Origin of the sequence: Xanthobacter pollutisoli, from assembly GCF_040044995.1 — a bacterium.
Taxonomy (GTDB): domain Bacteria; phylum Pseudomonadota; class Alphaproteobacteria; order Rhizobiales; family Xanthobacteraceae; genus Xanthobacter.
Genome location: NZ_JBDZDP010000002.1, coordinates 165,238 through 192,104 on the forward strand (window position 1 = coordinate 165,238; position 26,867 = coordinate 192,104).

Here is a 26,867-nt window from a genome sequence, read left to right on the forward strand (position 1 = left end):
GCGGGCCGGACGGCGACGGCGGTGCGGAGGCGACCGCCCCCTCAGGCCATCGGCGCTCCCGGCACCGTCGGCCCGAACACCTCCTCGAACGCCACCCGCATCACGGCGTCCACCTCGGCCATGCTCACCGGCAGGCCGAGGTCGGCGAGGCTGGTGACGCCGTGCTCGCGCACGCCGCAGGGCACGATGCCGCCGAAATGGCTGAGGTCCGGCTCCACGTTCAGCGAGATGCCGTGGAACGTCACCCAGCGGCGCACGCGGATACCGATGGCGGCGATTTTGTCTTCGCGGTCTTGGCCGCCGCCCTTGCGGCGCACCCACACGCCCACCCGGTCCTCCCGCCGCTCTCCGGTGACGTTGAATGCCGACAGGGTGGCGATGATCCACGCCTCCAGCGCGCTCACGTAGCGCCGAACGTCGGGGGAGCGGCGCTTCAGGTCGAGCATCACATAGGCCACCCGCTGGCCCGGCCCGTGATAGGTGAACTGTCCGCCGCGGCCGGTCTCGAACACCGGGAATCGCCCATCCACCAGGTCCTCGGGCTTGGCGCTGGTCCCGGCGGTATAGAGCGGGGGATGCTCCAGCAGCCACACGCATTCGGCCGCCTTGCCCTCGGCGATGGCGGCGGCGCGCGCTTCCATGGCGGCAAGCGCCTCGGGGTAGGGGATGAGCCCCTCGCTGACGCGCCATTCCACGGGCGGGGCGTCGGGGGCGACGGAGCGGAAGGCGGTTTGCAGGCTGGCGCGCGTGGCGGTGGCTGTCATGGCGTTCTGCTTTAATCCATCCGCGCCGGCGGTCCAGCCCATGTCCACCGATCGGGCGCCGCCTTGAGCCGGGCCGGTCATCCACAGGCCTCCGGGCGGTCGCGCGCGCCCTGCGCCGGGCACTTGTGGCGGCACATTCGATCTGTTAGACGATGGCCCCCGGCCGGGAGCGGTCCCTTGCGGATCCCCGGACGGTGCCATCCCTGACTGCGGTCGTGGCGGAATTGGTAGACGCGCTAGCTTGAGGTGCTAGTGGGGAGACCCGTGGAGGTTCGAGTCCTCTCGTCCGCACCAGTGGATCGGAAAGCCCGGCGCTCACGGCGCGGGCATGAAAAGGGCGGCCTTCGGGCCGCCTTTTCCGTTTTGGTGCGGCCACTCGGCTCGCGGCACCCTGCGCTTACGACGCCTTCTGGCCCTTTGGCACGATGTGGACCACCTTGTAACCGTGGGCCCTCAGCGCGGCGAGGAAGGCGGGAATCATCGCCGCCGTGTAGCCCTTGGTGTCGTGGAACAGGATGATGCCGCCGCCCGCCGCGTCGAGCCGCATCATCACCAGCTCCAGCTCCGCCTCCGGCGTCATCACGTTCCAGTCGCTCGCCCACAGGTCGGCGCCGAACACGGCGATGCCCTTCTTTTCCAGATGCTCCAGCAGCTGCGGCGTCGAGGCGAAGCCGGGGAAGCGAAAGAAGGGCACGCGCGGCACCGGCCCGGTCGCGCCATAGGCCGCCATCTCGTCCGCCGCGATGCCGCGCTCGATGTCTTTCACCGCCGCATCGAACGGCAGCTTCGCCAGCGTCGCCGCGGGATGGGTCATGGAATGGTGGGCGATGGTGTGGCCTTCGGCCAGCGCCCGCCGAACCAGCTGAGGGCGGGCCCGGGCGTTGTCGCCGATGAGGAAGAAGGTGGCGCGCACGCATTGCGCCTTCAGCGCATCGAGAACGGCGGCGGTGGTGGTAGGCCACGGGCCGTCGTCGAAAGTCAGCACCACCTCCTTCGGCGCCAGAGGCAGGGTCTGGGGAAACGATTTGGTGCCCACCCGGAGCCCTGCCGGATCGACCTCGAGCACGCGCGTCGTGCCGAGCGTCGCGTCCGAGCCGTCGCAGGCCGCGGAAGCGGGCGCGCAGAGCGCAAGCAGGAGGCCCGCCGTTGCGACCAGCTGACGCATGTGTGCGCCCCTCGCCATTCCTGCCATCTCGCGCTCCTTCTCAAGGCCTCTGCGCCTAGGCCAGACCGGCGGCAAAAGGAAGGCCCGCGTCGGCGCCCTGCGGCCAAGGTTGCGAGCGATTCCAAAGAAGTCGGCCGCAAGGCTTCACAAACGCCGTAAGGCCCTCTAGAGGCAGCACGGAGGTCCCGACGATCTGCCGCGGTGCGGTCGGATGTCCCGCTCTCGCCATTCCCCGATCCCGCGCCCGGCTTGCACGCAAGACCGGGTGCCCGACCCCCGCCGCCAAGTCCGGGAGGAGCCCATGCGCGAGGATGCCGATACGGCGATCGCCGAGAGCGAGGCCCTGCCGGTGCGCGACGAAGAGGGCGATCTCTCCGAGGCGTTCCGCGCCGCGGTAGAGGAGGCCATCGACGCCCGCGACGTGGACCGTCTGAAGGGCCTTACGGGCGACCTGCACGAGGCGGACCTCGGCGACCTGATCGAGGAACTGGACGCGGACGAGCGCCGCCGCCTCATCGAGATGCTGGGGCCGGCCTTCGACTTCACCGCTTTGACGGAGCTGGACGAGACGGTCCGCGTCTCCATCCTGCGCAGCCTGTCGCCGCTCACCGTGGCGCGCGGCATGCGTGACCTCGATTCGGACGACGCGGTCTACATCCTCGAGGATCTGGACGAAGCCGAGATGGCGGCGGTCCTCGAGCACCTTCCGGCGCCTGAGCGGGTCGCGCTGCGCCGCTCGCTGGACTATCCTGAGGAGAGCGCCGGCCGGCGCATGCAGACGGAATTCATCGCCGTCCCGCCCTTCTGGACCGTCGGCCGCACCATCGACTACATGCGCGAGACCCCCGACCTGCCTGAGACCTTCTACGAGGTCTTCGTGGTGGACCCGGCCTATCGCCTCGTGGGGGCGGTCTCCCTCGATCGCCTGCTCCGTACCCGCCGCCCGGTGCTTATGACCGCGGTGAAGACCGAGCAGGCCAAGGTGGTGAAGGCCTCCGACGACCAGGAGGACGTGGCGCGCATGTTCGAGCGCTACAATCTCGTCTCCGCCCCGGTGGTGGACGATGCCGGCCGGCTCGTGGGCGTGATGACCATCGACGACGTGGTGGACGTGATCCAGGAGGAGGCGGACGAGGACCTGCGCGCCCTCGCCGGCGTCGGCAGCGACGAGGAATTGTCCGATACTGTCGCCTATACCGCCCGCAGCCGCCTCCCGTGGCTCACCGTCAATCTCGGCACTGCATTCGTCTCCGCCTCCATCATCGGCCTGTTCGAGGCGACCATCGAGAAGATGGTGGCGCTGGCGGTGCTGATGCCCATCGTCGCCTCCATGGGCGGCAATGCCGGCACCCAGACCATGACCGTGGCGGTCCGTGCCCTTGCCACCAAGGACCTCTCCAGCCACAACGCCCGCCGCATCGTCGGCCGCGAGGTGCTGGTAGGGCTCGTGAACGGCACCATGCTCGCCTGCATGCTCGGCCTTATCGCGGGCCTTTGGTTCGCGAACGCGCAGCTCGGTGCCGTGATCGCCTCCGCGCTGGTGATGAACATGATGATGGCCGGCCTGTTCGGCATCCTCATCCCCCTCGGCATCTCGCGGTTGAAGCTGGACCCGGCGGTGGCATCGGGGGTGTTCGTCACCATGGTCACGGACACGGTGGGCTTCTTCGCTTTTCTCGGCCTCGCCACCTGGTGGTTCGGTGCCGGCTGATTTGGCCCTTGGGGGATTGCGCCCGGATTGCAGCGACCGGCCATTGGCCCCATGGTCGCGGTAACGGATGGTTCTTGCGCGCCGGCCGAATGTATCGGAAATAATCACGTGCCTTGCGGATGCGCCGCCGGGAGACGGCTGCCGCCGGGGTGGGAGCTCCAAAGGCTCCAAGCGCCGCGATGGTCGATCCAGGCGGGGGTACCTGTAAGGCGGGCTTCCGGGAGGGCCTCGTCATTCCTCGCCACACCGGCACGCAGGCGCATCGTCCACTTCTGGCCGGGCTCGGTGCGCTCGCGCTCCTGGTGGTGGGCCTCGTCGTCGTGTTCGTCTATGCGGGACTGAAGCAGGACGACAAGGCGGGCCTGCGGGAGCGGGTGGCGCTTCTGGCGTCGCTGAAGGCGCATGAGACCATCATGCAGCAGGCGTTGGCCACCTCGCAGGACGAGCAGGCCACCCTGGACGCGCTGTCCACCGGCAACCTTGCCCAGGTGCATCAGCGCTACGGCCGCCGTCTCAACGACGGCTTCGGCTTCGAGTTCGTCTATATCACCGACGCCAAAGGCAATGTTCTGTACGCTTCCGAGCGCGGCAAGCTCGATGAGCGGCGGGCCTACGACTGGATCAAGCCCGCCATAGAGCGGGCGCTGGCGGACGGCCGGACGATGCGGTCCGGCATCGTCTCCAGCCGCGACGGCTCCGGCCTGATGGTGGCGCGGCCGTTCACCCAGACGACCGACGCGCTCAAGGTGGAGCAGCCGCTGGTGGCGGTGACCGTGGACGTGGTGGATCCGGCCTTCCTCCAGGCCATCGCGGCGCCGGCCAACATCCAGAATGTCGAACTGCGCGCCGATCCTGCCAAGGCGCCACCACCGCGCCTCGGCACCGTCGTGCCCAACCTGTACGACGGTTCGGACGTGATGCTGGTCTGGACCGGGCCGCAGCCGGGCCGCAGCGTGCTTCTGAGCGCGCTTCCGGCGGTCGCGCTGCTGAGCCTGCTTCTGGCGGGTGTCTTCCTGGTGCTCATGCTGCGGGCGCGCAAGGTGGCGCACGAGCTCGCCACAAGCGAGGCCAACGCCCGTGAACTCGCTGCCCGTGACTACCTCACGGGGCTATCCAACCGCGGCCACTTCATCGACGCGCTGGAAGACCAACTCGGCCGTCTCGGCCCCGACGACCGGCTCGCGCTGCTGTTCGTCGACCTCGACGACTTCAAGGCCATCAACGACGGGGCGGGCCACGGCGCCGGCGATGCACTGCTGAAGGCCGTGGGCCTGCGCCTCCAGGCCGCGGTGGGGGAGGAGGGGCTGGTCGGGCGCTTCGGCGGCGACGAATTCGTGGTGTTTTTCCGCGCCGCCTCCGCCGGTGCGGTCGATGCGCTGCTTGAGCGGGTAATGAGCGAGCTGGAGCCGCCGGTGCCGCTGGACACCGAGAAGGTCCGGGTCTCCGCCTCCATCGGTGTTGCGCAGGCGCCCGGTGACGGCACCGTAGCGACCGACCTGCTGCGGCGCGCCGACATCGCCCTTTATCGCGCGAAGGAAGAGGGCGGCGGCACCATCCGGCGTTTCGAAGCGCAGCAGGAAAGCGAACAGAACGCCCGGCGCGAGATCGCCACCGCTTTGTCCGGCGCCACGGAACGCGGGGAGATGGTCCTCATCTACCAGCCCCAGGTGGAGGTCGCGAGCGGACGCGTGGTCGGCTTCGAGACGCTGCTGCGCTGGGATCATCCGACCCAGGGGCGCCTGCTGCCCGCTCAGTTCATCGCCGTCGCGGAGGAGATGCACATCATCTCCGCCCTCGACCTCTACGGCCTGCGGCGGGCCTGCGTTGAGGCGGCGGCGCTCCCGGGCATGTCCATCTCGGTCAACATGTCGCCGGTGACTTTGCGCTCCCACGGCTTCATCGCACAGGTGCGGGGCATCCTCAACGACACCGGATTTGATCCCGAGGCGCTGGAGATCGAGGTCACGGAGGGCATGGTGCTGCGGCCCACGCCGGAGACGGCGCGCACCTTCGAGGCGCTGAGGACGCTGGGCGTGCGCATCGCGCTCGACGATTTTGGCACGGGCTACACCTCGCTGCTCCATGTGCGGCGATTTCCCATCTCGCGCATCAAGATCGACCGCTCGTTCGTGCTCCGCGTCGTCACCGACCCGGAAATCGCGGCGGTGGTGGAGTACAAGCTCAGGCTCGCCCGCTCGCTGGGGCTGGACATGACCGCGGAGGGCGTGGAGACGCGCGAGCAATTGCGCTTCCTGCGCGACATCGGCATGCCCATGGCGCAGGGCTATCTCTTCTCTCCGCCGCTGCCCATCGCCGCCGCCGTCGAGCTGCTGAAGCGTCAGGCGGAAATGCTTCCTGGCCCGCTCGTTCCGGGCCCCTAGGCTCCCGCGGCGTTCAGCGCCGGGTGAGGGCGCGAACGGCAAAGCCGCGCATTTTCTCCACTTCACGAAAACAGTCTGAGCGGAAAGCGACGGACGGCTGCGGCGTTCCGGCCTGCTTTTGGCCTTGCGTCCGCCGGGCCGTCTGCCGACAAGAACAGCCATGACGGCGGGAGCCGGCACGGCGGGCGCAGCCCTGCTTCCATCGTGCGCGACGGCCCGCCTGGATGATCTGCTCGGGTACACCTGGGGGTGCTTCGTGATCGAGACCAAGCCCATCGACGGTAAGGCCTTCGCGGCCGGGCTGAGGGCCCGCGTCGCCGAGGAGGTCGCCCATCTGGCCGCGACCGCGGGGCTGAAGCCCGGGCTCGCGGTGGTTCTGGTGGGCGAGGATGCGGCCAGCCAGGTCTATGTGCGCAACAAGGCCGAGCAGACCGCCGAGGCCGGCATGGCCTCTTTCGAGCACAAGCTGCCGGTCGACACGGGCGAGGGTGAGCTTCTTGCCCTCGTGGCGCGGCTCAATGCCGATCCGCAAGTGCACGGCATCCTGGTGCAACTGCCCCTGCCGGCGCACATCGACGCCACCAAGGTGTTGGCGGCCATCGACCCGGCGAAGGACGTGGACGGCTTTCATGTGGTGAACGCCGGCCGACTCGCCGTCGGGCTCGACGCGCTGGTACCGTGCACGCCCCTCGGCTGCATCCTGCTGCTCAAGCATCATTTGGGCAGCCTCGCCGGGCTGAAGGCGGTGGTGGTGGGCCGCTCCAACATCGTCGGCAAGCCCGCGGCGCAATTGCTGCTCAAGGAAGACTGCACGGTCACCATCGCCCACTCGCGCACGCGCGATTTGCCGGGCGAATGCCGGGAGGCGGACATCCTGATCGCCGCGGTAGGCCGTCCGGAAATGGTACGCGGCGATTGGATCAAGCCCGGGGCGACGGTGATCGACGTGGGCATCAACCGGGTGCCCAAGGCGGATGGCAAGACGCGCCTCGTAGGAGATGTGGCCTATGCCGAGGCGCAGGGCATCGCGGGCCTCATCACCCCCGTGCCCGGCGGCGTCGGTCCCATGACCATCGCCTGCCTGCTGCAGAATACCCTGACCGCGGCCAAGCGGCAGGCAGGTCTCGGCTGACGAGAGAAGCAGGGAAGCGGCCGGGCCGCGAGGCGCCACGCCCGGCCGGTGCTGCCATCGCTCCATACCTTCGGGAGCGCAGCCGCTGCGCCGACCGCTAGATGCCGAGGGCGAGGCCGACGAACAAAGCGAGGATGGGCAGCCACACCATGGCGAGCGCCAGATCGCGCCGGCCGCGCCGCCACATCCAGATCGCCAGCGCCGGCGAGAGGATGCATACCGCAAGGGTCGAGCCCCAGCCCATGACGGCCGAGGCTTCGCCGCGCGCGCCTTCGGGCCCACCGAACACGAAGCCGGAAATGGCGATCAGCAGGATAACAAGTCCTGCGTCCGCCACGAGCCCTAGGCCCATGGTGATCCTTGACAGCCAGGAAGCGGATGCTGGCTCGCCGGGCGCTTGCCCAGGCCGCACACTGTCATTGGGCGCCGGATCGACCGGCACCACAACAGGCGGGGGCGCTTCGGGCGCCGTCACGGACGCGCCGGACGACGGTCGGCGATCAGCCGATGGCGCGATCGCGGACGGCGACGCCCTTTTCCTCGAGCATCGGCACCAACTCGCCCGACTGGAACATCTCGCGGACGATGTCGCAGCCGCCCACGAACTCGCCCTTGATGTAGAGCTGCGGGATGGTCGGCCAGTTGGAATATTCCTTGATGCCCTGGCGGATCATGTCGTTCTCGAGCACGTTCACGCCCTTGAAGGGGACGCCCACGTGGTCGAGGATCTGCACCACCTGGCCGGAGAAGCCACACTGCGGGAACTGCGGCGTGCCCTTCATGAACAGCACCACGTCGCCGGACTTCACGATGGCGTCGATTTCTTCACGAAAGCCCATGGTCTCAAATCCGATCTGCTCGGCCGCAATTTCGGCCTTCCGACCCTTAAGATCGACCCTCGCGCGTTAAAGCGCAAGGGTCCCGGGTGCGGCGCAAGATCAGGCGCGGCCCGTGGCTGGGACCGCTGGGCCTCTGTCGGGCGCGTCGCCGATCACTTGCGCGGGGCGTAGAAGGTGCCTTCCACCTCGACGATGTCGTCCTGATTGAGACGATCCACCTCGATGATGGTGCGCGGCGGATAGGGCCCCTTGCCCCACAGCTCCTCCTGCACCTTGTTCACGATGGGGCGATACCGGAACATGTCGGTCACATAGACCACGAGGCGCACGGAATCCTGCAGGCTCGCGCCCTCGGACTTGGCGATCAGCTCCATGTTGCGGAAGGCCTGGCGCACCCGCGCCTCGTCGCCCTGGACAAGCGCGTTGGTCGCGGGGTCGATGCCGCGCATCCCGGCCACGAAGACGAAGTCGCCGGCGCGGGTGCCGAGGTTCCAGGTGCCGGTGGGCTTGATCGCTCCCTCGGGCGACAGGGTCTTCACCCCGTTGGGCGAATCGGCCAGTGCCGGGCCGGTGGCGAGGGCGAGCAAGACGGCGGCGGCGAGAGCGCGGGGCAGGGCGCCGGTTTCGGGCATGAGGGGATCTCCTGGAGGAAGGCGATCCCACCGTCGCATGCCGCTACCGCCGTGGGCAAATATCCAGGCGGCGAATGTGGAACGGCGAATCAATCGCCGGTAGGAACCGCCGTCTGAAGCGCCAGAGCGTGGAGCACGCCCCCCATGTTGCCCTGGAGGGCGGCATAGACCATCTGGTGCTGCTGCAGCCGGCTCTTGCCGCGGAACGACTCGGAGACGATGCGGGCGGCGTAGTGGTCGCCGTCGCCGGCGAGGTCCTCGATCACAACCGTCGCGTCGGGCAGCGCGGTCTTGATGAGGTGCTCGATGTCGCTGGCATTCATGGGCATGGCGTTAGGTCCTCGATGGGTCCTTCGGAATCAGGAGGCGGCGCCCATGTAGATGGGCAGCCACGTCTCGTGCCGATCCCGCAGCGATTCCACAACTATCGAGCGGTCATGCGGCAGGATCAAGCGGTCGCCGCCGGTCTTGCCGATCTTGACCATGGGCACCCCGGCCATCTCCGCCTTGTGAATGACATCCGCGCCCTGACCCGATGGCACCGTGACGATGTAGCGGGCCTGATCTTCGCCGAACCACCACGCATAGGGGTCCATGCCGTCCGGCGGGTCCTCCAGGGAGGCGCCGACGCGGCCCGCCATGGCCATCTCGGCGATGGCCACCAGCAGCCCGCCGTCGGAGACATCGTGAACCGCCGTGGCGATGCCGTCGCGGATGAGGCCGCGCACGAAATCGCCGTTGCGCTTCTCGGCGATGAGGTCCACCGGCGGGGGCGCCCCGTCCTCGCGCTCGCAGACGGTGGACAGGAAGACGGTGGCGCCGAGCCAGCCCTGGGTCTTGCCCACCAGCAGGATGGGCTCGCCCGCCGCCTTGAACGGCAGGGTCATGGTCTGCTCGAGATCCTCGATCAGGCCGACGCCGCCGATGGTGGGGGTGGGCAGGATGCCCTTGCCGTTGGTCTCGTTATAGAGGCTGACGTTGCCGGAGACGACCGGGAAGTCCAGCGCCTCGCAGGCCGCGCCGATGCCTTTCACGCAGGCCACGAACTGGCCCATGATCTCCGGCTTCTCGGGGTTGCCGAAATTGAGGTTGTCCGTCACCGCAATGGGGGTCGCGCCCACGGCGGTCAGGTTGCGCCACGCCTCCGCCACCGCCTGCTTGCCGCCCTCGAAGGCGTCGGCCTCGCAATAGCGGGGCGTCACGTCCGTGGTGAGCGCCAGGGCCTTGGGGCCCTCCTCCACCCGCACCACTGCCGCGTCGCCGCCGGGGCGCTGCAGGGTGTTGCCGAGGATGAGGTGGTCATACTGCTCCCACACCCAGCGCTTCGAGCACAGGTCCGGCGAGGCGATGAGGCGCTCCAGCGCGTCGGCCACCGAGACCGAGGGGCGCAGGTCCGCCGGGTCGATCACCGGGCGCGGCAGGGGCTCCTCATAGGGGCGGCGGTATTCGGGGGCTTCGTCGCCCAGTTCCTTGATGGGCAGGTCGGCTTCCACCAGCCCCTTGTGCTTCACCACGAAGCGCAGGGTGTCGGTGGTGTGGCCCACCACAGCGAAGTCGAGGCCCCATTTCTTGAAGATGGCTTCCGCCTCTTCTTCCTTGCCGTCGGCGATCACCATGAGCATGCGCTCCTGGCTTTCCGACAGCATCATCTCGTAGGCGCTCATGCCGCTCTCGCGGCAGGGCACGGCGTCGAGGTTCAGCTCCACGCCGAGGTCGCCCTTGGCGCCCATCTCCACCGCGGAACAGGTGAGGCCGGCGGCGCCCATGTCCTGGATCGCCACCACACAGCCCGCTTTCATGATCTCGAGGCACGCCTCCAGCAGCAGCTTCTCGGCGAAGGGGTCGCCCACCTGTACGGTGGGGCGTTTCTCCTCGGCGTCGGCGCCGAACTCGGCCGACGCCATGGTGGCGCCGTGGATGCCGTCGCGGCCGGTCTTGGAGCCCAGATAGACGATGGCGCGGCCCACGCCGGTGGCTGCCGCATAGAAGATCTCGTCGGTGCGGGCGAGGCCCACCGCCATGGCGTTGACGAGGATGTTGCCGTTGTAGCGCTTGTGGAAGCCCACCGAGCCGCCGACCGTGGGGACGCCGAAGGAATTGCCGTAGCCGCCGATGCCGGCCACCACGCCGGCCAGCAGGCGGCGGGTCTTCAGATTGTGGCAGTCGCCGAAGCGCAAGGCGTTGAGCGCCGCGATGGGCCGCGCGCCCATGGTGAACACGTCGCGCAGGATGCCGCCCACGCCCGTCGCCGCGCCCTGGTAGGGCTCGATGAAGGAGGGGTGGTTGTGGCTCTCCATCTTGAACACCACGGCGAGGCCGTCGCCGATGTCCACCACGCCCGCATTCTCGCCCGGCCCCTGGATCACCCGCTTGCCGCGGGTCGGCAGGGTGCGCAGCCACACCTTGGAGGACTTGTACGAGCAATGCTCGTTCCACATGGCCGAGACGATGCCGAGCTCGGTGATGGTCGGCTCGCGGCCGAGGAGCCGCAGGAAATGCTCGTATTCCTCGGGCTTCAGGCCGTGCTCGGCGACGAGCTCCGGGGTGATGCGGGGCGTGTTGGGAATGAGGTTCACGGGCGTCGATCCGAATTGAGGCCGCGGCTCACGCCGCCTTGAGGGCGCCGGCGAGGCTCTCGAAGAGGCCGCGGCCGTCGGTGGGGCCGATCTCCGGCTCGATGTAGTTTTCCGGGTGGGGCATCATGCCGAGCACGTTGAACTTCTCGGAATAGATGCCGGCGATGCCGTTGATGGCGCCGTTGGGCCCGTCGGTCTCGTCGATCTGGCCGTCGCGGCGGGCATAGCGGAAGGCGACGCGCCCCTCGCCCTCAAGCCGCGCGAGGTTTGCCTCGGAGGCGGTGAAATTGCCCTCGCCATGGGCGACTGGGATGCGGATGAGGTCGTTCTTGCGATAGGCCTTGGTGAAGGGCGTGTCCGCCCGCTCCACCCGTAGCAGCACCTCGCGGCAGACGAAGCGCAGGCGGGCGTTGCGCACCAGCACGCCCGGCAGCAGTCCCGCCTCGCACAGGATCTGGAAGCCGTTGCAGATGCCGAGCACCAGGCCGCCCTTGGCGGCATGGGCGCGGACCGCTTCCATGATGTTGGCGCGGGCGGCGATGGCGCCGCACCGCAGATAGTCGCCGTAGGAGAAGCCGCCGGGCAGGACGACGAGGTCGGTGCCCTTCGGCAGCTCGTGCTCGGCGTGCCAGACGACCTGGGGCTTGGCGCCCGCCACGAGGCGCAGCGCGCGCACGGCGTCCTGCTCACGGTTGGAGCCGGGGAAGAGGATGACGGCTGGTTTCATGATCTCTCAATGGCCGCGGGCGGGATCGTGCCGGCGTTCAGAAAGGCGATGCCGCAAGGCAAATCCTAGCACATCGCCCGCTACGCATCACTCCGCGAACTCGACCTTGTAGGTCTCGATCACGGTGTTGGCGAGAAGCTTGTCGCACGCGTCCTTCAGGGCGCCTTCCGCGGCGGAGCGGTCGTTTCCGGCCAGCTCCACGTCGAACACCTTGCCCTGCCGCACGCTCTGCACCCCCGCGACTCCGAGGGAGCGCAGCGCGCCCTCGATGGCCTTGCCCTGGGGGTCGAGCACCGCCGACTTCAGGGTGACGATCACTCGGGCCTTCATGAAAACCTCGCCTGCATGGCACCACCGCTCCTGCGCGCCGGACGCTTCTGCCGCGCGCCGTATCATCTGCCGCGCTTGCAACGCAAAACGGGGGCCGATCCGGCCCCCGCCTAGCATCTTTCCGGCCCATGGCTCAACGCCCCGGCCGGATATCCTCACTTCACGAGGACGGGACCCTTGCCCTGGCCCTGCTCGTTCTCCATCAGGATACCGAGACGGCGGGCCACTTCGCTGTAGGCTTCCACGAGGCCGCCCATGTCGCGGCGGAACCGGTCCTTGTCCATCTTGTCGTTGGACTTGATGTCCCACAGCCGGCACGAATCGGGGCTGATCTCGTCCGCCACCACGATCCGCATCATGTCGTTTTCCCACAGGCGGCCGCATTCCATCTTGAAGTCGATGAGGCGGATGCCCGCGCCGAGGAACAGGCCGGACAGGAAGTCGTTGACGCGGATCGCAAGGGCGATGATGTCGTCGATTTCCTGGGTGGTGGCCCAGCCGAAGGCCGTGATGTGCTCTTCCGACACCATCGGGTCGTTGAGCGCGTCGTTCTTGTAGTAGAATTCGATGATCGAGCGCGGCAACTGCGTGCCTTCCTCGATCCCGAGACGGGTCGAGATGGAGCCGGCGGCGACGTTGCGCACAACGATCTCGAGCGGAATGATTTCCACTTCCCGGATGAGCTGCTCGCGCATGTTCAGCCGGCGAATGAAGTGGGTCGGCACGCCGATGTCGTTCAGCCGGGAGAAGATATACTCCGAGATCCGGTTGTTCAGCACGCCCTTGCCGTCGATGACATCGTGCTTCTTCGCGTTGAAGGCCGTGGCATCGTCCTTGAAGTGCTGGATGAGTGTGCCGGGCTCGGGTCCTTCATAGAGGACTTTCGCCTTGCCTTCGTAGATTCGGCGGCGGCGGCTCATGGGAATATACCGCTGATTGAGGAAATCCATGGGTTTGCCAAGGCTCCGTTCGGGTGACGCTCCTCGGCTGGACCAGGAATGGCTGTTGCCAGCGCATGCCAGGACCATTCGGACACTAGCCGATCAGGCGGCGCGATACAACGCGCGTGCTCCGGGCGGCGGATGTGCAGCTCCTGCATACCGTTGAGGGCTGTGCCCGCCGTTTCATGCAGCTCCCGGCTGCCGCTTGCGCCACCGTCCGGGTGGCGGTGAGGGGCGATCGGGTCGCAGGACCACGACGCGGCGCAGCGCCTCACCGCCGTTGATCTAGGAAGAGGCGAGGGATATTCAAGGCGCGCGTGCGGGCCGCAACGTCACTTGGCGGGAACGTCACTTGCCAGCGGCCGCGCAAACCGATCAGGCCGGCCGACGGCCGCCCATTCGCCAGGAAGAGGGGTGCCATGACCACGTTCGACAAGCGCGAGGAAGGGTTCGAGAAGCGCTTCGCGCTGGACGAGGAGAGCCGCTTCAAGGCGCTCGCCCGCCGCAACAAGAAGCTCGGGCTGTGGGCGGCCGAGAAGCTCGGCCTCGCCGGGGACGAAGCCCAGGCCTATGCCAAGGACGTGGTGGTCGCCGACCTCCAGGAGGCCGGCGACGAGGACGTGTTCCGCAAGCTGCGCGCCGATTTCGACGCCAAGGGCGTGGACGTGTCCGACCACCAGATCCGCCGCAGCATGGACGAGTTCCTCGCCCTCGCCGCGGCCGAGGTGAAGGACGCCGGCTGAAGCGCTGCGGGGCGTTCGTCGTCCCGCCCGCATCGGTCCGCCGAAAGCAAAAAGGCCGCCCACCGGGCGGCCTTTTCGTATGTGACGCGTGTTGACAGCGCCAGCGCCGGCGCCGGCCGGCGCCGGATCAGCGCGAGTAGAACTCGACGACGAGGTTCGGTTCCATCTGGACCGGGTAGGGCACCTCGTTGAGCTCCGGAATGCGCGCGAAGCGCGCGGCGAGCTTGTTGGTGTCCACCTCGATGTAGTCCGGCACGTCGCGCTCGGCGAGCTGCTGGGCTTCCAGCACCAGAAGCATCTGGCGGGAGGCTTCCTTCACCTCGATCACGTCATCCACCTTGACGAGGTAGGACGGGATGTTCACGCGCTTGCCGTTCACCTTCACGTGGCCGTGGGAGACGAACTGGCGGGCGGCGAAGATGGTGGGCACGAACTTGGCGCGGTAGACCACCGCGTCCAGACGGCGCTCCAGCAGGCCGATCAGGTTGGCGCCGGTGTCGCCCTTGAGGCGGGAGGCCTCCACATAAACCTTGTGGAACTGCTTCTCGCCGATGGAGCCGTAATAGCCCTTCAGCTTCTGCTTGGCGCGCAGCTGCACGCCGAAGTCGGACAGCTTGCCCTTGCGGCGCTGGCCGTGCTGGCCGGGACCGTACTCGCGACGGTTCACCGGGCTCTTGGGGCGGCCCCAGATGTTCTCGCCCATACGGCGATCGATCTTGTGCTTGGCCGCAATGCGCTTGCTCATGTAACGCGGATCCTTAGGTCTTAAGGTTTGGTTGGGATCGCGCCCCTCCTCTGCGAAGCGGAACCGGAAACCTCCGGGACCCTTCCGCCGACAGGCTCAACCGGCGCGCTGCCGGCTGGTGCCACGGGTGCGTGAAACGCCGAACGGGCCGCTGCCGGCCCGCTTGGTGGCCGGGTTCTTAGTCGGGCCACGGTCCAAAGTCAATGCCGGGGCCATGTTGCCGGCTCCCGCGCCGGCTTCAGCTGGTGAGGTGCTCGATGAGGATCGAGGCGCCGAGGCCGCACAGCACGAGGCCGGCGCCGATCTCGGCGATGCGGCCGAACCGCTCCCCCACCATCCGGCCCACCAGCATGCCGCCGGAGGACATCAGGAACGTCATGGCGCCGATGGCCGCCGCCACCAGGACGATGTTCACATTGAAGAAGGCGAGGGAGACTCCGACCGCCATGGCGTCGATGCTGGTGCCCACCGCCGTCGCGAGCAGCATGCCGAGGGAGCGGCCCTTCGTGCCTTCGTCCACCGCCTCGCGCGCGCCGAAGACGGCGGTGGCGAGCATGTGGAGGCCGACGCCACCCAGCAGGCAGAAGGCGATCCAGTGGTCGATGGCTTCCACATATGAGCTGGCGGCGACGCCTGCGGCCCAGCCGATGAGCGGCGTCGCCGCCTCCACCATGCCGAATACCGCGCCGGTGCGCAGCGCCTCGGCCAGCCGGGGGCGGCCCAGCGCGGCGCCGCGGCCGACACTGACGGCAAATGCATCGACGGACATGCTCACTGCGAGCACGAAGATCGTGGCAGGGGTCAAGGCATTGCTCTCAAGCGGACGGAGAGGGACCGGGTCCTCACCCGTCCGTCCGCACGGTCCAGGTGGCACCACGGTCTCGCCGGGCCGATGCTTCGGCTGGCCGTGCCATGCGCCCATGGGGAGACGCGCTCCCCGGCTGCAAGTGTGTTGGCAACGGCCCCGCCCTGTGGCGGTGGCTACTCCCCGATGCGATGCGATTAGCCCCGCCTGCCGCTGAGGTCAAACCCCCTGGCGCTACATTGCACCAATATCAGTTCGCAAACGCAGCATCGGCTTGCTGCGGCGGCGGGCGCTGCGCCACTATGTGCGCTCGCCGCCACGCGATCGCCCGCACGCCCGGAGAGATCCTTGAAAGTCCTCGTCTTCCAGCACGTCGCCTGCGAACATCCCGGCCGCTTCCGCGATTTCATGCGCGCCGACGGGGTGAGCTGGGACGCCGTCGAATTGGACGAGGGCGCGGCGATTCCCGCTTTCGACGACTACGCCGCGCTGATGGTGTTCGGCGGCCCCATGGACGTGTGGCAGGAGGAAGAACTGCCGTGGCTTGTCGCCGAGAAGGCTGCCATCCGGGACTGGGTGGCAACCGGCAAGCCCTATCTCGGCGTCTGCCTCGGCCACCAGCTCCTCGCCGATGCTCTGGGCGGCAAGGTCGGCCTCATGGCCAGGCCGGAAGTGGGCGTCACCGAGGTGACGCTGACGGCAGCCGGGCGCGAATCCCCTTTGTTCAAGTCGCTCGGCCCCTCCTTTCCGACCCTCCAGTGGCATGGCGCGGCGGTGCTGGCCCTGCCGCCGGGCGGGGTGGTGTTGGCCGAGAACGAGCATTGCGCCATCCAGGCGCTACAGGTGGGGGAGAGGGCGTTCGGCATCCAGTATCACGTGGAGCTGACCGACGAGACGGTGCCCGAGTGGGGCGTGATTCCCGAATACCGCTGCGCGCTGGAGGCCATCACCGGCGCCGGCGGGCAGGCGCTGCTCGAGGCCGCGACGCGGGAGCGGATGCCGCTGTTCGCGCGGGCGGCGGAGCAGCTCTACCGGAACTTCAAGGCGACCTGGTGAGGGGTGCCCCTCAGAACCCAACGGCGGTGCCGGTAAGGTCGTAGGGTCCCGCGGCCTCGATCTTCACGGTGGCGATCTCGCCCACCCGCAGCGGGCGGCGGGAGAACACCTTCACCGTGCCGTCGATCTCCGGCGCATCGCCCTTGGTGCGGCCGATGGCGCCGTCGGGGCTCACAGAGTCGATGATGACCTGCTGGCGGGTGCCGACCTTTTTTTTCAGCCGGCGGGCCGAGACCTTCTGCTGGGTACGCATGAAGCGGTCGTAGCGGTCCTGCTTCACCTCGTCCGGCACCGGATCGGGCAAAGCATTGGCATCCGCCCCGCGCACCGGCTCGAACTTGAAGGCGCCGGCGCGGTCGATCTCGGCTTCCTCCATGAAGGCCAGAAGCTCCTCGAACTCTGCTTCCGTCTCGCCGGGGAAGCCGACGATGAAGGTGGAGCGGAGCGTCAGGTCCGGCACCGCCGCCCGCCACGCCTGGATGCGCGCGAGCGTCTTTTCCTGCGAGGCCGGGCGCTTCATGCGCCTCAGCACGGTGGGGCTCGCGTGCTGGAAGGGAATGTCGAGATAGGGCAGCACCTTGCCGGCGGCCATCAGCTCCATCACCGCATCCACGTGCGGATAGGGATAGACATAGTGCAGCCGCACCCAGGCGCCGAGGTCGCCGAGCGCCGCCGCGAGGTCGAGGAAGCGGGTCGCCACTTCCCTGTCGCCCCACTGGCTCGGCGCGTAGCGCAGGTCCACCCCATAGGCGGAGGTATCCTGCGATATGACGAGGAGTTCCTTCACGCCCGCCTTCACCAGCCGCTCGGCCTCGCGCAGCACATCGGCGGCGGGGCGGGAGACAAGGTCGCCGCGCAGCTGGGGGATGATGCAGAAGGTGCAGCGGTTGGAGCAGCCCTCGGAGATCTTCAGATAGGCATAGTGCCGGGGCGTGAGCTTCACGCCCTGTTCGGGCACGAGATCGAGGAACGGATCGTGCTGCGGTGGCACCGCCTCGTGGACGGCGGCGAGCACGCTTTCGTATTGCTGCGGGCCGGTGATGGCGAGAACGCTCGGATGCACCTCGCGGATCTGCTCGGGCTCGGCGCCCATGCAGCCGGTGACGACAACCTTGCCGTTCTCCGCCAGAGCCTCGCCGATGGCGGACAGGCTCTCGGCCTTGGCGCTGTCGAGGAAGCCGCAGGTGTTGACGATGACGAGGTCCGCGCCCTGGTGGGTCTTGGTCAGCTCATAGCCTTCGGCGCGCAGGCGCGTGACGATGCGCTCACTGTCCACCAGCGCCTTGGGGCAGCCGAGGGACACGAAGGAGATGCGCGGCGCGGGCTCGGCCATGGGGAGGCGGGTTCTTTCTGAAGCATTTTCAAGCGAAGTGGGAACCGGTTCGCGTGGAGAAAATGCGTTGAAACAGGTGGCTGTGCGAAGGGCGTGCGCTTACGGCAGCGCGACGGGGCAGTCAACGTTGCGCCCAATGACCCGCCTTTGTGGCCGAAGGAGGGACGCCTCGCTCCCCGGACCAGCGACGGCGGAGCCGGAGCGCCGAGCCGGGGTCCAGGGGCAAGGTCGGCGAAGCCGGCAATACTCTGGAAGATCCCCGGGATCAGCCGCCTTCGGCGACATGTTGCGCTGGGCCACGGCTCTCCTTCCGCTGCGCTCCAGTCGGCCGAGGCGCGAGAGCGGCTCTGCGCCTCACACGGGCTTCAGCAGCACGTGCTTCTTCTTGCCCATGGAGAGCTTCACCACCCCCTCGGGGGTGAGCGCGGAGAGGTCGAGCGCCGCCTTCTCGTCCGTGACTGCGGCGTCGTTCACGCGCAAGCCGCCGCCCTTGATCTGGCGGCGCGCCTCGCTGGTGGAAGCGACGAGGCCGGCTTCCACAAAGGCGTTGGCGACCCCGAGACCGGCCTCCAGCTTCGCGCGGGGCAGCTCGACAGTGGGCAGGTCCACCGCCAGCGCGCCCTGCTCGAAGGTGGTGCGGGCGGTTTCCTTGGCCTTCTCGGCGGCCTCGCGGCCGTGCAGGAGCGCGGTCGCCTCGGTGGCGAGCACCTCCTTGGCGATGTTGATCTCCTGGCCCTGAAGCGCGGCGAGGCGGGCGATCTCGTCCAGCGGCAGCTCGGTGAAGAGCTTCAGGAAGCGCTCCACGTCCGCATCGCCGGCGTTGCGCCAGTACTGCCAGTACTCATAAGGCGAGAGCAGGTCGGCATCGAGCCACACGGCGCCGCCGGCGGTCTTGCCCATCTTGGCGCCGGAGGAGGTGGTAAGCAGCGGCGTCGTCAGCGCGAACAGGTCGGCGCCGTGCATGCGGCGGCCCAGCTCCATGCCGTTGACGATGTTGCCCCACTGGTCGGAGCCGCCCATCTGCAGCATGCAGCCGTGGCGCCGGTTCAGCTCCACGAAGTCATAGGCCTGCAAGATCATGTAGTTGAATTCGAGGAAGGTGAGGGGCTGCTCGCGCTCAAGGCGCAGCTTCACCGAATCGAAGGTGAGCATGCGGTTGATGGTGAAGTGCGGCCCCACCTCGCGCAGCAGGGGAATGTATTTCAGCTCGTCCAGCCAGGCCGCATTGTTCTCCATGATGGCGCCGCCGTCGAAATCGAGGAAGCGCGCGAAGACCTTGCGGATGGATTGGATGTTGTCCGAAATCTGCTGGTCGGTCAGCATCTTGCGGGCTTCATCCTTGCCGGACGGATCGCCGATCTTGGTGGTGCCGCCGCCCATGAGCGCGATGGGCCTGTGGCCGGTGCGCTGGAGGGTGCGCAGCATCATGATAGAGAGCAGGTGGCCCGCATGCAGGCTCGATGCGGTAGCGTCGAAGCCAATATAGGCGGTGATGGGCCCTTCCGCGGCCTTGGCATCGAGGCGCTCGAGGTCCGAGCACTGGTGGATGTAGCCGCGCTCATGGAGCGTGCGCAGGAAATCGGAGCGGAAGGCGGGAGAGGTCATCGCACAGATCGAGGCTTGAGGCTGGCGCTCACGCGCCGGAAAGGAGCGGTGGTGTATCAGGTCCGGCGCAAGAATGCATGTGCGTGAGGCGAGGGGGCTCCAATGCGTGTGGTCGGGCTGATGAGCGGCACCTCCATGGACGGAATTGACGCCGCCTTGATCGAGACGGATGGCGAAACCGTCGCCTGGCTCGGTCCCGCGCTCACCCGCCCCATCGACGCGGAGACCCGCGCCCTCCTCGTCACCGCCATGGAGGATGCGCGCGGCGTGAACCATCGCGATGACCGACCGGGTGCGCTGGCGGAAGCCGAGCGGCGCATCACCGATCTGCACGCAGAGGCCGTGCGCGCGCTGCTGGCGCCGCTGCGGCTCACGCCCGGCGACATCGACCTCGTGGGCTTCCATGGCCAGACGGTGATTCACCGGCCGGATGCGCGCCTCACCGTGCAGATCGGCGAGGGGCAGCGGCTGGCCACGGCGCTCGGCATCCCGGTGGTCGCTGATTTCCGGGCGGCGGACGTAGCGGCGGGCGGGCAGGGGGCGCCGCTGGTGCCGGTCTTCCATCAGGCGCTGGTGCGCCGCCTCGCTTTGCCGCAGCCGGTGGCGGTGCTGAACGTGGGAGGCGTCGCCAATGTCACGGTGATCGACGGCGACGCCCCGCCGATTGCCTGCGACACCGGGCCGGGCAACGCGCTGATCGACGATTTCATGAAGGATCGCACCGGCGTCCCGTTCGACGCGGACGGCCGCGCGGCCGCGCGAGGGCAGGCGGACGCGGCGCTTGTTGCGGCGGTGATAGCCGATCCCTTCTTCCGCCAGCCCCCGCCCAAGTCGCTGGACCGCAACGCCTTCCGGCGGGCGGTGTCGGAGCGCATGGGGCTTGGCGGGTTCTCCGTGGAGGATGGGGCGGCAACGCTCACGGCGCTCACGGTGGAGACGGTTGCCGCCATCCTGCCGCATCTTCCACGCTCGCCCGCCGTCTGGATCGTTGCCGGCGGCGGTGCGCGAAATCCGACCCTGCTTGCCATGCTCGCAGCGCGGCTCGGGGCGAAGGTGCGCACGGCCGATCAGGTGGGATGGTCCGGCGATGCGCTGGAGGCCCATGCCTTCGGCTATCTCGCCGCCCGCGCGCTGCGGGGCCTGCCTTTGACCTTCCCGACGACCACGGGCGTGGGTGCGCCGACGACGGGGGGCGTGCTGTTCCGGCCGTAGGGAGCCCCAAATGAAAACGGCGCGCCCGAGGCGCGCCGTTGAAGCGGGGGTAGCTGGCGATCAGGCGGCGCTGTCCTTGCGGGTGCCGGGGAGGCGCTTGTCGAGATAGGTGCCGACCACGCCCATCAATTCCTCGGTCTTGCCGTCGAAGAAGTGGTTGGCGCCGGGCACCACCTGCTGCTCGATGACGATGCCCTTCTGCGTCTTCAGCTTCTCCACCAGCGTCTGCACTGCCGTGGTGGGCACCACCGCGTCCTTGTCACCATGGACGAAAAGGCCAGAGGAGGGGCAGGGGGCGAGGAAGGAGAAGTCGTAGAGGTTCGCCGGCGCGGCGATGGAGATGAAGCCCTCCACCTCCGGGCGGCGCATGAGCAGCTGCATGCCGATCCAGGCGCCGAAGGAGAAGCCGGCGATCCAGCAAGCGCGGGCATCCGGGTTCACTGACTGCGCCCAGTCGAGGGCCGCGGCAGCGTCCGAAAGCTCGCCCTGGCCGTGGTCGAACGAGCCCTGGGAGCGGCCGACGCCACGGAAGTTGAAGCGCAGCACGGAAAAGCCACGGTTCACGAACTGATAGTACAGATTGTACACGACAGGGTTGTTCATCGTCCCGCCGAACTGCGGGTGGGGATGAAGAATGATGCCGATGGGCGCATTGCGGGTCTTGGCGGGCTGGTAGCGGCCTTCGAGGCGCCCCTTTTCGCCGGGGAAGATCACTTCTGGCATGGAAGTCTGCAACCTCTGGGTAGCAATGGCGCAAGACGTGGGCCGGGCTGTTCCGTCCGACGGCCGGGAGGGGCGCGAGCCCTGCCCCGGCAGCACCCTAACGACTTGACGCCGGAAGGGTAATGCTTGACTTACGGGGGCAGGAGACCTATCTATTTAGAATAATTCTAATCTGTTCCCGCCGGCTGCGCAAACCGAAAGGCGCTGCATTGCGAGAACGGGTGAAGTTTGACCTATGACCGAGATTGCCGGCAATTGCAAGTCTGGCGCGGGTCCCGGATGCGTTGCGCACGAGGGATCGGGAGGCGGAGATGAGCGCGGGCGGCGACTTGGGATCGCAAGGCCGGCACGGTTCGGCTGAGGCGGCGACGGCGTTGGGCGCCGCGGCTGTGCGGACCCGCGCGTACCTCGATCACAATGCCACGAGCCCGCTGCGGCCGCAGGCGCGGGCGGCGCTGGTCGCGGCGCTGGATGCGGGCGGCAACGCCTCATCGGTCCATGCCGAAGGACGCGCGGCCCGCACGCGAATCGAGGCAGCGCGGGCCGAAGTCGCACGCCTTGTGGGGTCCCCGCCGCGCGCCGTCGTCTTCACCTCCGGTGCAACCGAAGCCGCGGCGCTCGCGCTTCACCCGGCTGTAGAGATCGCCGGCCGCGCAAGGCCCTGCCAGGTGCTGCTGGCGAGCGCGGTGGAGCATCCCGCCGTGCTGCGTGGGCACCGGTTCGCGGACGACGCGGTCGAAATCCTCCCTGTGGACGGCGCCGGCCGGCTCGATCTCGACGCCCTCGCCTTGGCGATCGCCCGTCACCGGGCGACCGGGCGGCGCCCCATGCTGGCGCTGATGGCGGCCAACAATGAGACCGGCGTAATCCAGCCGGTGGCTCAGGCGGCGGCGCTGGTGCATGCCGCCGACGGCATCGTCTTCTGCGACGCCGTCCAGGCGGCCGGGCGCATTGCGGTGGATATGACGGCGTTGGGCGCCGATTTCCTCGCGCTTTCGGCGCACAAGCTCGGCGGGCCGCCGGGCATAGGCGCCTTGGTGGCGGCGGGACCCGATCATCGCACCGCGCCGCTGCTGAGTGGCGGCGGGCAGGAGCGCAGCCGGCGGGCGGGCACGGAGAACGGCCCGGCCATCTGCGGCTTCGGCGCGGCCGCGTCGGCTGCCCGCGCGAGCCTCGATGCGGAGACGGTCCGCCTCGCTGGCCTGCGCGACAGGCTGGAACGGGCGGTGCTCGCCAGCGTTGCAGGGGCGGGGGTCGTCGCGTCCGGCGTGGATCGCCTCCCCAACACCAGCATGCTCACATTTGCCGGACTTCGCGCCGAGACACTGGTGATTGCCCTCGATCTTGCCCACTTGAGTGTAAGCGCCGGTTCGGCCTGTTCGTCGGGAAAGGTCGGCGCGTCCCACGTTCTGGCGGCCATGGGCCTGCCGGACGACGAAGCGGCCGGCGCCATCCGCCTGTCTCTCGGCTGGTCGAGCACCGACGCCGATGTGGATGCGGTGGTGACGGCCATCGCGAAGGCCGTGTCGGACCTGAGGCGCCGCGCCAGCTGCGCGGCCTGATGCCGGCGAGGATTTAAGTTTGGGCCGTCCATCATGGGCGGCCGGGAACCGAAGACGTGACTTGACCCGCGGGCCTTGACCCCGCGCGGGAGAGGAGATGAGAAGATGCCTGCGGTTCAGGAAACGGTCGAACGCGTCCGCGCGATCGACGTGGACCAGTACAAGTACGGTTTCGTCACCGATATCGAGAGCGAGAAGGCGCCGAAGGGTCTGTCCGAGGACACGATCCGTTACATTTCGGCGCGCAAGACCGAGCCGGAATGGATGCTGGAATGGCGGCTCGACGCCTATCGGCGCTGGCTGACCATGGAAGAGCCCACCTGGGCGCGGGTGAGCTACCCGGCCATCGACTTCCAGGACTATTATTATTACTCGGCACCCAAGGCCGCGCCCAAGTCCATCGACGAGATCGACCCGGAGATCCTCAAGACCTACGAGAAGCTCGGCATCCCGCTGCGCGAGCGTGATGCGCTGCTCGGCATCGAGGGGGCCAGCGGCTCGCGCGTGGCGGTGGATGCGGTGTTCGACAGCGTGTCGGTGGCCACCACCTTCAAGGAGGAATTGGCCAAGGCGGGCGTGATCTTCATGCCCATCTCCGAAGCCATCCGCGAACATCCCGAGCTGGTGAAGAAGTATCTCGGCTCGGTGGTGCCGGTGTCGGACAATTTTTACGCGACGCTGAATTCGGCGGTCTTCTCCGACGGCTCGTTCGTCTACATCCCGCCTGGCGTGCGCTGCCCGATGGAGCTGTCGACGTATTTCCGCATCAACGAGCGCAACACCGGCCAGTTCGAGCGCACGCTCATCATCGCCGACGAGGGCTCCTACGTGAGCTATCTCGAAGGCTGCACCGCGCCCCAGCGCGACGAGAACCAGCTGCACGCCGCCGTGGTGGAGCTGGTGGCGCTGAAGGATGCCGAGATCAAGTATTCCACCGTCCAGAACTGGTACCCCGGCGACAAGGACGGCAAGGGCGGCATCTACAATTTCGTCACCAAGCGGGGCGATTGCCGGGGCGACAATTCCAAGATCTCCTGGACCCAGGTGGAAACCGGCTCGGCCATCACCTGGAAATATCCGAGCTGCATCCTGCGCGGCGACAATTCCCAGGGCGAGTTCTATTCCATCGCCATTTCCAACGGCCACCAGCAGGTGGATTCCGGGACGAAGATGGTCCACCTCGGCAAGAACACGTCGAGCCGGATCATCTCCAAGGGCATTGCCGCCGGGCATTCGGACAACACCTACCGAGGCCTTGTCTCGGCGCATCGCCGGGCCACCGGCGCGCGCAATTTCACCAACTGCGACTCGCTGCTCATCGGCAACCACTGCGGGGCGCATACCGTGCCCTATATGGAGGCCAAGAACGCCTCGGCGCAGTTCGAGCACGAGGCGACCACCTCCAAGATTTCCGAAGACCAGCTCTTCTACTGCCTCCAGCGCGGCCTCTCACAGGAGGAATCGGTGGCCCTGATCGTCAACGGCTTCGTCCGCGACGTGCTCCAGCAATTGCCCATGGAGTTCGCCGTCGAGGCGCAGAAGCTGATCGCGGTGAGTCTCGAAGGCTCGGTGGGCTAAACCCGCGCCGGCGTGGCCGGCGCGCACTTTTCTCGCTGCGCGCGGCGTTTCGGCCGCGGCGCACGATGCGACCTCAACGGACACAGCAATGCTCGAAATCAAGAACCTTCACGCCAGCATCGGCGACAACGAGATCCTGAAGGGCCTCAACCTCACCATCCCCGATGGCGAGATCCACGCCATCATGGGGCCGAACGGCTCCGGCAAGTCCACGCTGTCCTATGTGCTGTCCGGCAAGCCGGATTATGAGGTGACGGACGGCAGCGTGACCTTCGACGGCCAGGACATCCTCGCACTGGCACCGGAAGAGCGGGCGGCGGCGGGGCTGTTCCTCGCCTTCCAGTATCCCATCGAAATTCCCGGCGTCGCCAACATGACCTTCTTGCGCGCCGCGATGAATGCGCAGCGCAAGGCCCGCGGCGAGGAAGAGATCTCGACTCCGGACTTCCTCAAGCTGGTGCGCCAGAAGGCGCCCGACCTCGGCATGTCGCCCGAGATGCTCCGGCGCGGCGTCAACGTGGGCTTTTCCGGCGGCGAGAAGAAGCGCAACGAAATCCTCCAGATGGCGCTGCTGGAGCCGAAGCTCTGCATCCTTGACGAGACCGATTCCGGCCTCGACATCGACGCGCTGAAGGTGGTGGCCCACGGGGTGAACGCCCTGCGCTCGCCCACGCGCTCCATGCTGGTCATCACCCACTATCAGCGCCTCCTGGACCATATCATCCCGGACGTGGTGCACGTGATGCACAAGGGCCGCATCGTCCGCTCCGGCGGCAAGGAGCTGGCGCTGGAGCTGGAAGAATCCGGCTATGCCGCCTACGAGCAGGACGCGGCGTGAGCGCCATGGATGCTCCCGTTCGCACGCCCCTCCGTCCCGTCCGCACCGCGGCCGAGGAGGCTTTGGCTCTGACCCTCCAGGCGACGCTCGATGCCGAGGCAGGGCAGGGCCGCATCGGCGAAGTGCGGCGCGCTGCGCTCGACGCCTTCCGCGCCCATGGCCTGCCGCACCGGCGGGTGGAGGAGTGGAAATACACGGACCTGCGCGCTGCCGTGCGCGATGTGCCGCCCCTCTCGACCGCGCCCGACGCAGCCGCTGAGGCCGAGGCCCTCGCACTGGTGCCCAGCGTGCCGGACGCCGCGCGCATCCTGTTCGTGGCGGGCGCCTTCGCCCGCGGGGCGTCGGATCTCGCAGCGCTGCCGGAAGGTGTCGCCGCTCTGCCGCTGGACAGCGCCATCGCCGCTGCCGACCCGCTCGCGGATCGCATCGGCGCGCTGTCGCCGGACCGCTACGACGCGGCCCTCGCGCTCAACACCGGCTTTCTCAAGGAGGGGCTCACCCTCCACGTCGACGCGGGGGCGCGCGTGGCGCGTCCCGTCCACCTCGCCCACGCCTTTCCCGGCGGCAAGCCCGCCGCAGGCTTCACCCGCACCGTCATCGTGGTGGGGGCCGGGGCGGAGGTGACGCTGGTGGAGAGCTTCTCCGGCACCGTCGGCGTCGCCTACCACGCCAATCACGCCATGGAGCTGGTGGTGGGCGATGGGGCAACGGTGCATCTCGTGCGTCTTCAGGAGGAGGGCGACGCGGCACTCCATCTCGGCACGCTGATGCTGGAGATGGGACGGGGCGCGAAGCTCAACCATTTCTCCCTGGCCCAGGGCGCGGCGCTCTCGCGCTTCAGCGTCTACGGGCGCTTCGCCGGCACCGGTGCCCAGGGCAGCCTCAGCGGCGTGACCCTCGCCCGCGGCCGCCAGCACGCCGACACCACGCTCCTCCTCGACCATGCGGTGGCGGGTTGCGAGAGCCGCGAGCTGTTCAAGACGGTGCTGGCCGACGCGTCCCACGGCGTCTTCCAGGGCAAGATCGTGGTGCGCCGCGATGCCCAGAAGACCGACGGGCGGATGATGAGCAAGGCTCTGCTGCTCTCCGACGCGGCCGAAATGGACAACAAGCCGGAATTGGAAATCTTCGCCGATGACGTCCAGTGCGGCCACGGCGCGACCGTCGGGGCGCTGGACGACAAGATGCTCTTCTACCTGCGCTCGCGCGGGCTGCCCCAGGCCGAGGCCGAGCTGCTGCTCATCCAGGCCTTCGTCGGCGAGGCGGTTGAGCAGGTGGAGAGCGAGGCGCTGCGCGAGCTGCTGATGGACCGGATGGTGGCCTGGCTGGCGAAGCGGGCGGCCTAGGGCGGGCCCTCGCCTAGGGCGCGCTGCTGACCTCTAGCGCCGGTCATCCTCCGGTTTGACCGGAGGATCCATCGTGCCGCCTGGCCAGCGGATGCCCGTCCGGTCGAGCCGGAGGGCAACGGT

The 26,867-nt window shown here is 68.2% G+C and carries 25 protein-coding genes and 1 tRNA gene; 11 read left to right on the forward strand and 15 right to left on the reverse strand.

Translation table 11 applies throughout. From position 1 onward, the window contains the following. Positions 1-41 precede the first annotated feature (41 nt). Positions 42-764, reverse strand: a complete 723-nt coding sequence (gene lipB / locus ABLE93_RS06100) for a lipoyl(octanoyl) transferase LipB (protein ID WP_348839330.1) — start codon at positions 762-764, stop codon at positions 42-44. 209 nt (positions 765-973) lie between these two features. Between lipB and ABLE93_RS06105 the strand changes: the two genes are divergently transcribed. Continuing rightward, a tRNA-Leu gene (locus ABLE93_RS06105) sits at positions 974-1,058 on the forward strand. A gap of 103 nt (positions 1,059-1,161) precedes the next feature. Here the strand turns inward: ABLE93_RS06105 and ABLE93_RS06110 are convergent. Beyond that, positions 1,162-1,929, reverse strand: coding sequence for a polysaccharide deacetylase family protein (locus ABLE93_RS06110; protein ID WP_348838674.1), 768 nt, complete (start codon positions 1,927-1,929; stop codon positions 1,162-1,164). Positions 1,930-2,230: 301 nt separating this feature from the next. Here ABLE93_RS06110 and mgtE point away from each other — a divergent pair, with 301 nt between their 5' ends. From mgtE to folD, 3 genes are all read left to right on the forward strand, one after another. Then, positions 2,231-3,640 (forward strand): magnesium transporter, encoded by a 1,410-nt coding sequence (mgtE, locus tag ABLE93_RS06115; RefSeq protein WP_348838676.1) that lies wholly within the window; start codon positions 2,231-2,233, stop codon positions 3,638-3,640. A gap of 179 nt (positions 3,641-3,819) precedes the next feature. Continuing rightward, a complete protein-coding gene (locus ABLE93_RS06120; protein ID WP_348838677.1) occupies positions 3,820-6,021 on the forward strand; it encodes a putative bifunctional diguanylate cyclase/phosphodiesterase in 2,202 nt (733 codons plus the stop codon). A gap of 256 nt (positions 6,022-6,277) precedes the next feature. Further along, positions 6,278-7,153, forward strand: coding sequence for a bifunctional methylenetetrahydrofolate dehydrogenase/methenyltetrahydrofolate cyclohydrolase FolD (gene folD / locus ABLE93_RS06125; RefSeq protein ID WP_348839331.1), 876 nt, complete (start codon positions 6,278-6,280; stop codon positions 7,151-7,153). 97 nt (positions 7,154-7,250) lie between these two features. On the opposite strand, the gene ABLE93_RS06130 is transcribed toward folD, so the two are convergent. The 8 genes from ABLE93_RS06130 to purC form a co-directional block, all read right to left on the reverse strand. Then, positions 7,251-7,505, reverse strand: a complete 255-nt coding sequence (locus ABLE93_RS06130) for a hypothetical protein (protein ID WP_348838678.1) — start codon at positions 7,503-7,505, stop codon at positions 7,251-7,253. 148 nt (positions 7,506-7,653) lie between these two features. After that, positions 7,654-7,992, reverse strand: coding sequence for a Grx4 family monothiol glutaredoxin (grxD, locus tag ABLE93_RS06135; RefSeq protein WP_348838680.1), 339 nt, complete (start codon positions 7,990-7,992; stop codon positions 7,654-7,656). Positions 7,993-8,144: 152 nt separating this feature from the next. Further along, a complete protein-coding gene (locus ABLE93_RS06140; RefSeq protein ID WP_348838681.1) occupies positions 8,145-8,624 on the reverse strand; it encodes a RidA family protein in 480 nt (159 codons plus the stop codon). Positions 8,625-8,713: 89 nt separating this feature from the next. Beyond that, positions 8,714-8,953: a BolA family protein gene (locus ABLE93_RS06145; protein ID WP_348838682.1), complete on the reverse strand. Its 240-nt coding sequence runs from the start codon at positions 8,951-8,953 to the stop codon at positions 8,714-8,716. Between the two features lie 30 nt (positions 8,954-8,983). Beyond that, positions 8,984-11,191, reverse strand: coding sequence for a phosphoribosylformylglycinamidine synthase subunit PurL (gene purL, locus ABLE93_RS06150; RefSeq protein WP_348839332.1), 2,208 nt, complete (start codon positions 11,189-11,191; stop codon positions 8,984-8,986). A gap of 37 nt (positions 11,192-11,228) precedes the next feature. Then, positions 11,229-11,927 carry a phosphoribosylformylglycinamidine synthase subunit PurQ gene (gene purQ / locus ABLE93_RS06155; RefSeq protein WP_348838683.1) on the reverse strand — a complete coding sequence of 233 codons (699 nt, stop codon included), beginning with the start codon at positions 11,925-11,927 and terminating at the stop codon, positions 11,229-11,231. An 87-nt stretch (positions 11,928-12,014) separates the two neighbouring features. Beyond that, complete coding sequence (gene purS / locus ABLE93_RS06160) at positions 12,015-12,257, reverse strand: phosphoribosylformylglycinamidine synthase subunit PurS (RefSeq protein ID WP_348838684.1); 243 nt, start codon at positions 12,255-12,257, stop codon at positions 12,015-12,017. 155 nt (positions 12,258-12,412) lie between these two features. After that, positions 12,413-13,207 carry a phosphoribosylaminoimidazolesuccinocarboxamide synthase gene (gene purC, locus ABLE93_RS06165; RefSeq protein WP_348838685.1) on the reverse strand — a complete coding sequence of 265 codons (795 nt, stop codon included), beginning with the start codon at positions 13,205-13,207 and terminating at the stop codon, positions 12,413-12,415. Positions 13,208-13,617: 410 nt separating this feature from the next. On the opposite strand from purC, the gene ABLE93_RS06170 reads away from it, so the two are divergent. Next, positions 13,618-13,941: a DUF1476 domain-containing protein gene (locus tag ABLE93_RS06170; protein WP_348838686.1), complete on the forward strand. Its 324-nt coding sequence runs from the start codon at positions 13,618-13,620 to the stop codon at positions 13,939-13,941. Positions 13,942-14,068: 127 nt separating this feature from the next. Here the strand turns inward: ABLE93_RS06170 and rpsD are convergent, their stop codons facing one another. Beyond that, positions 14,069-14,686, reverse strand: coding sequence for a 30S ribosomal protein S4 (rpsD, locus tag ABLE93_RS06175; RefSeq protein ID WP_348838688.1), 618 nt, complete (start codon positions 14,684-14,686; stop codon positions 14,069-14,071). Positions 14,687-14,924: 238 nt separating this feature from the next. After that, positions 14,925-15,491 (reverse strand): manganese efflux pump MntP, encoded by a 567-nt coding sequence (locus ABLE93_RS06180; protein WP_348838689.1) that lies wholly within the window; start codon positions 15,489-15,491, stop codon positions 14,925-14,927. A gap of 348 nt (positions 15,492-15,839) precedes the next feature. Between ABLE93_RS06180 and ABLE93_RS06185 the strand changes: the two genes are divergently transcribed. Beyond that, positions 15,840-16,547 (forward strand): type 1 glutamine amidotransferase, encoded by a 708-nt coding sequence (locus ABLE93_RS06185; RefSeq protein ID WP_348838690.1) that lies wholly within the window; start codon positions 15,840-15,842, stop codon positions 16,545-16,547. 10 nt (positions 16,548-16,557) lie between these two features. Here the strand turns inward: ABLE93_RS06185 and rimO are convergent, their stop codons facing one another. Then, on the reverse strand, positions 16,558-17,880 hold the full coding sequence (gene rimO, locus ABLE93_RS06190; protein WP_348838691.1) for a 30S ribosomal protein S12 methylthiotransferase RimO: 1,323 nt from the start codon (positions 17,878-17,880) through the stop codon (positions 16,558-16,560). A 354-nt stretch (positions 17,881-18,234) separates the two neighbouring features. Further along, positions 18,235-19,485 carry a tyrosine--tRNA ligase gene (gene tyrS / locus ABLE93_RS06195; RefSeq protein WP_348838692.1) on the reverse strand — a complete coding sequence of 417 codons (1,251 nt, stop codon included), beginning with the start codon at positions 19,483-19,485 and terminating at the stop codon, positions 18,235-18,237. Between the two features lie 102 nt (positions 19,486-19,587). Between tyrS and ABLE93_RS06200 the strand changes: the two genes are divergently transcribed. Beyond that, positions 19,588-20,697, forward strand: coding sequence for an anhydro-N-acetylmuramic acid kinase (locus ABLE93_RS06200; RefSeq protein WP_348838694.1), 1,110 nt, complete (start codon positions 19,588-19,590; stop codon positions 20,695-20,697). A 60-nt stretch (positions 20,698-20,757) separates the two neighbouring features. On the opposite strand, the gene ABLE93_RS06205 is transcribed toward ABLE93_RS06200, so the two are convergent. Continuing rightward, positions 20,758-21,420: an alpha/beta hydrolase gene (locus tag ABLE93_RS06205; protein ID WP_348838696.1), complete on the reverse strand. Its 663-nt coding sequence runs from the start codon at positions 21,418-21,420 to the stop codon at positions 20,758-20,760. A gap of 389 nt (positions 21,421-21,809) precedes the next feature. Here ABLE93_RS06205 and ABLE93_RS06210 point away from each other — a divergent pair, with 389 nt between their 5' ends. The 4 genes from ABLE93_RS06210 (at position 21,810) to sufD (ending at position 26,744) form a co-directional block, all read left to right on the forward strand. Next, complete coding sequence (locus tag ABLE93_RS06210; RefSeq protein ID WP_510182994.1) at positions 21,810-22,982, forward strand: cysteine desulfurase family protein; 1,173 nt, start codon at positions 21,810-21,812, stop codon at positions 22,980-22,982. Between the two features lie 105 nt (positions 22,983-23,087). Beyond that, a complete protein-coding gene (gene sufB / locus ABLE93_RS06215) occupies positions 23,088-24,560 on the forward strand; it encodes a Fe-S cluster assembly protein SufB (protein ID WP_348838698.1) in 1,473 nt (490 codons plus the stop codon). Between the two features lie 88 nt (positions 24,561-24,648). After that, entirely contained in the window at positions 24,649-25,398 is a 750-nt protein-coding gene (gene sufC, locus ABLE93_RS06220; protein ID WP_348838699.1) for a Fe-S cluster assembly ATPase SufC, read from the forward strand. Positions 25,399-25,403: 5 nt separating this feature from the next. Then, entirely contained in the window at positions 25,404-26,744 is a 1,341-nt protein-coding gene (sufD, locus tag ABLE93_RS06225) for a Fe-S cluster assembly protein SufD (RefSeq protein ID WP_348838702.1), read from the forward strand. The last annotated feature ends 123 nt before the right edge of the window (positions 26,745-26,867 follow it).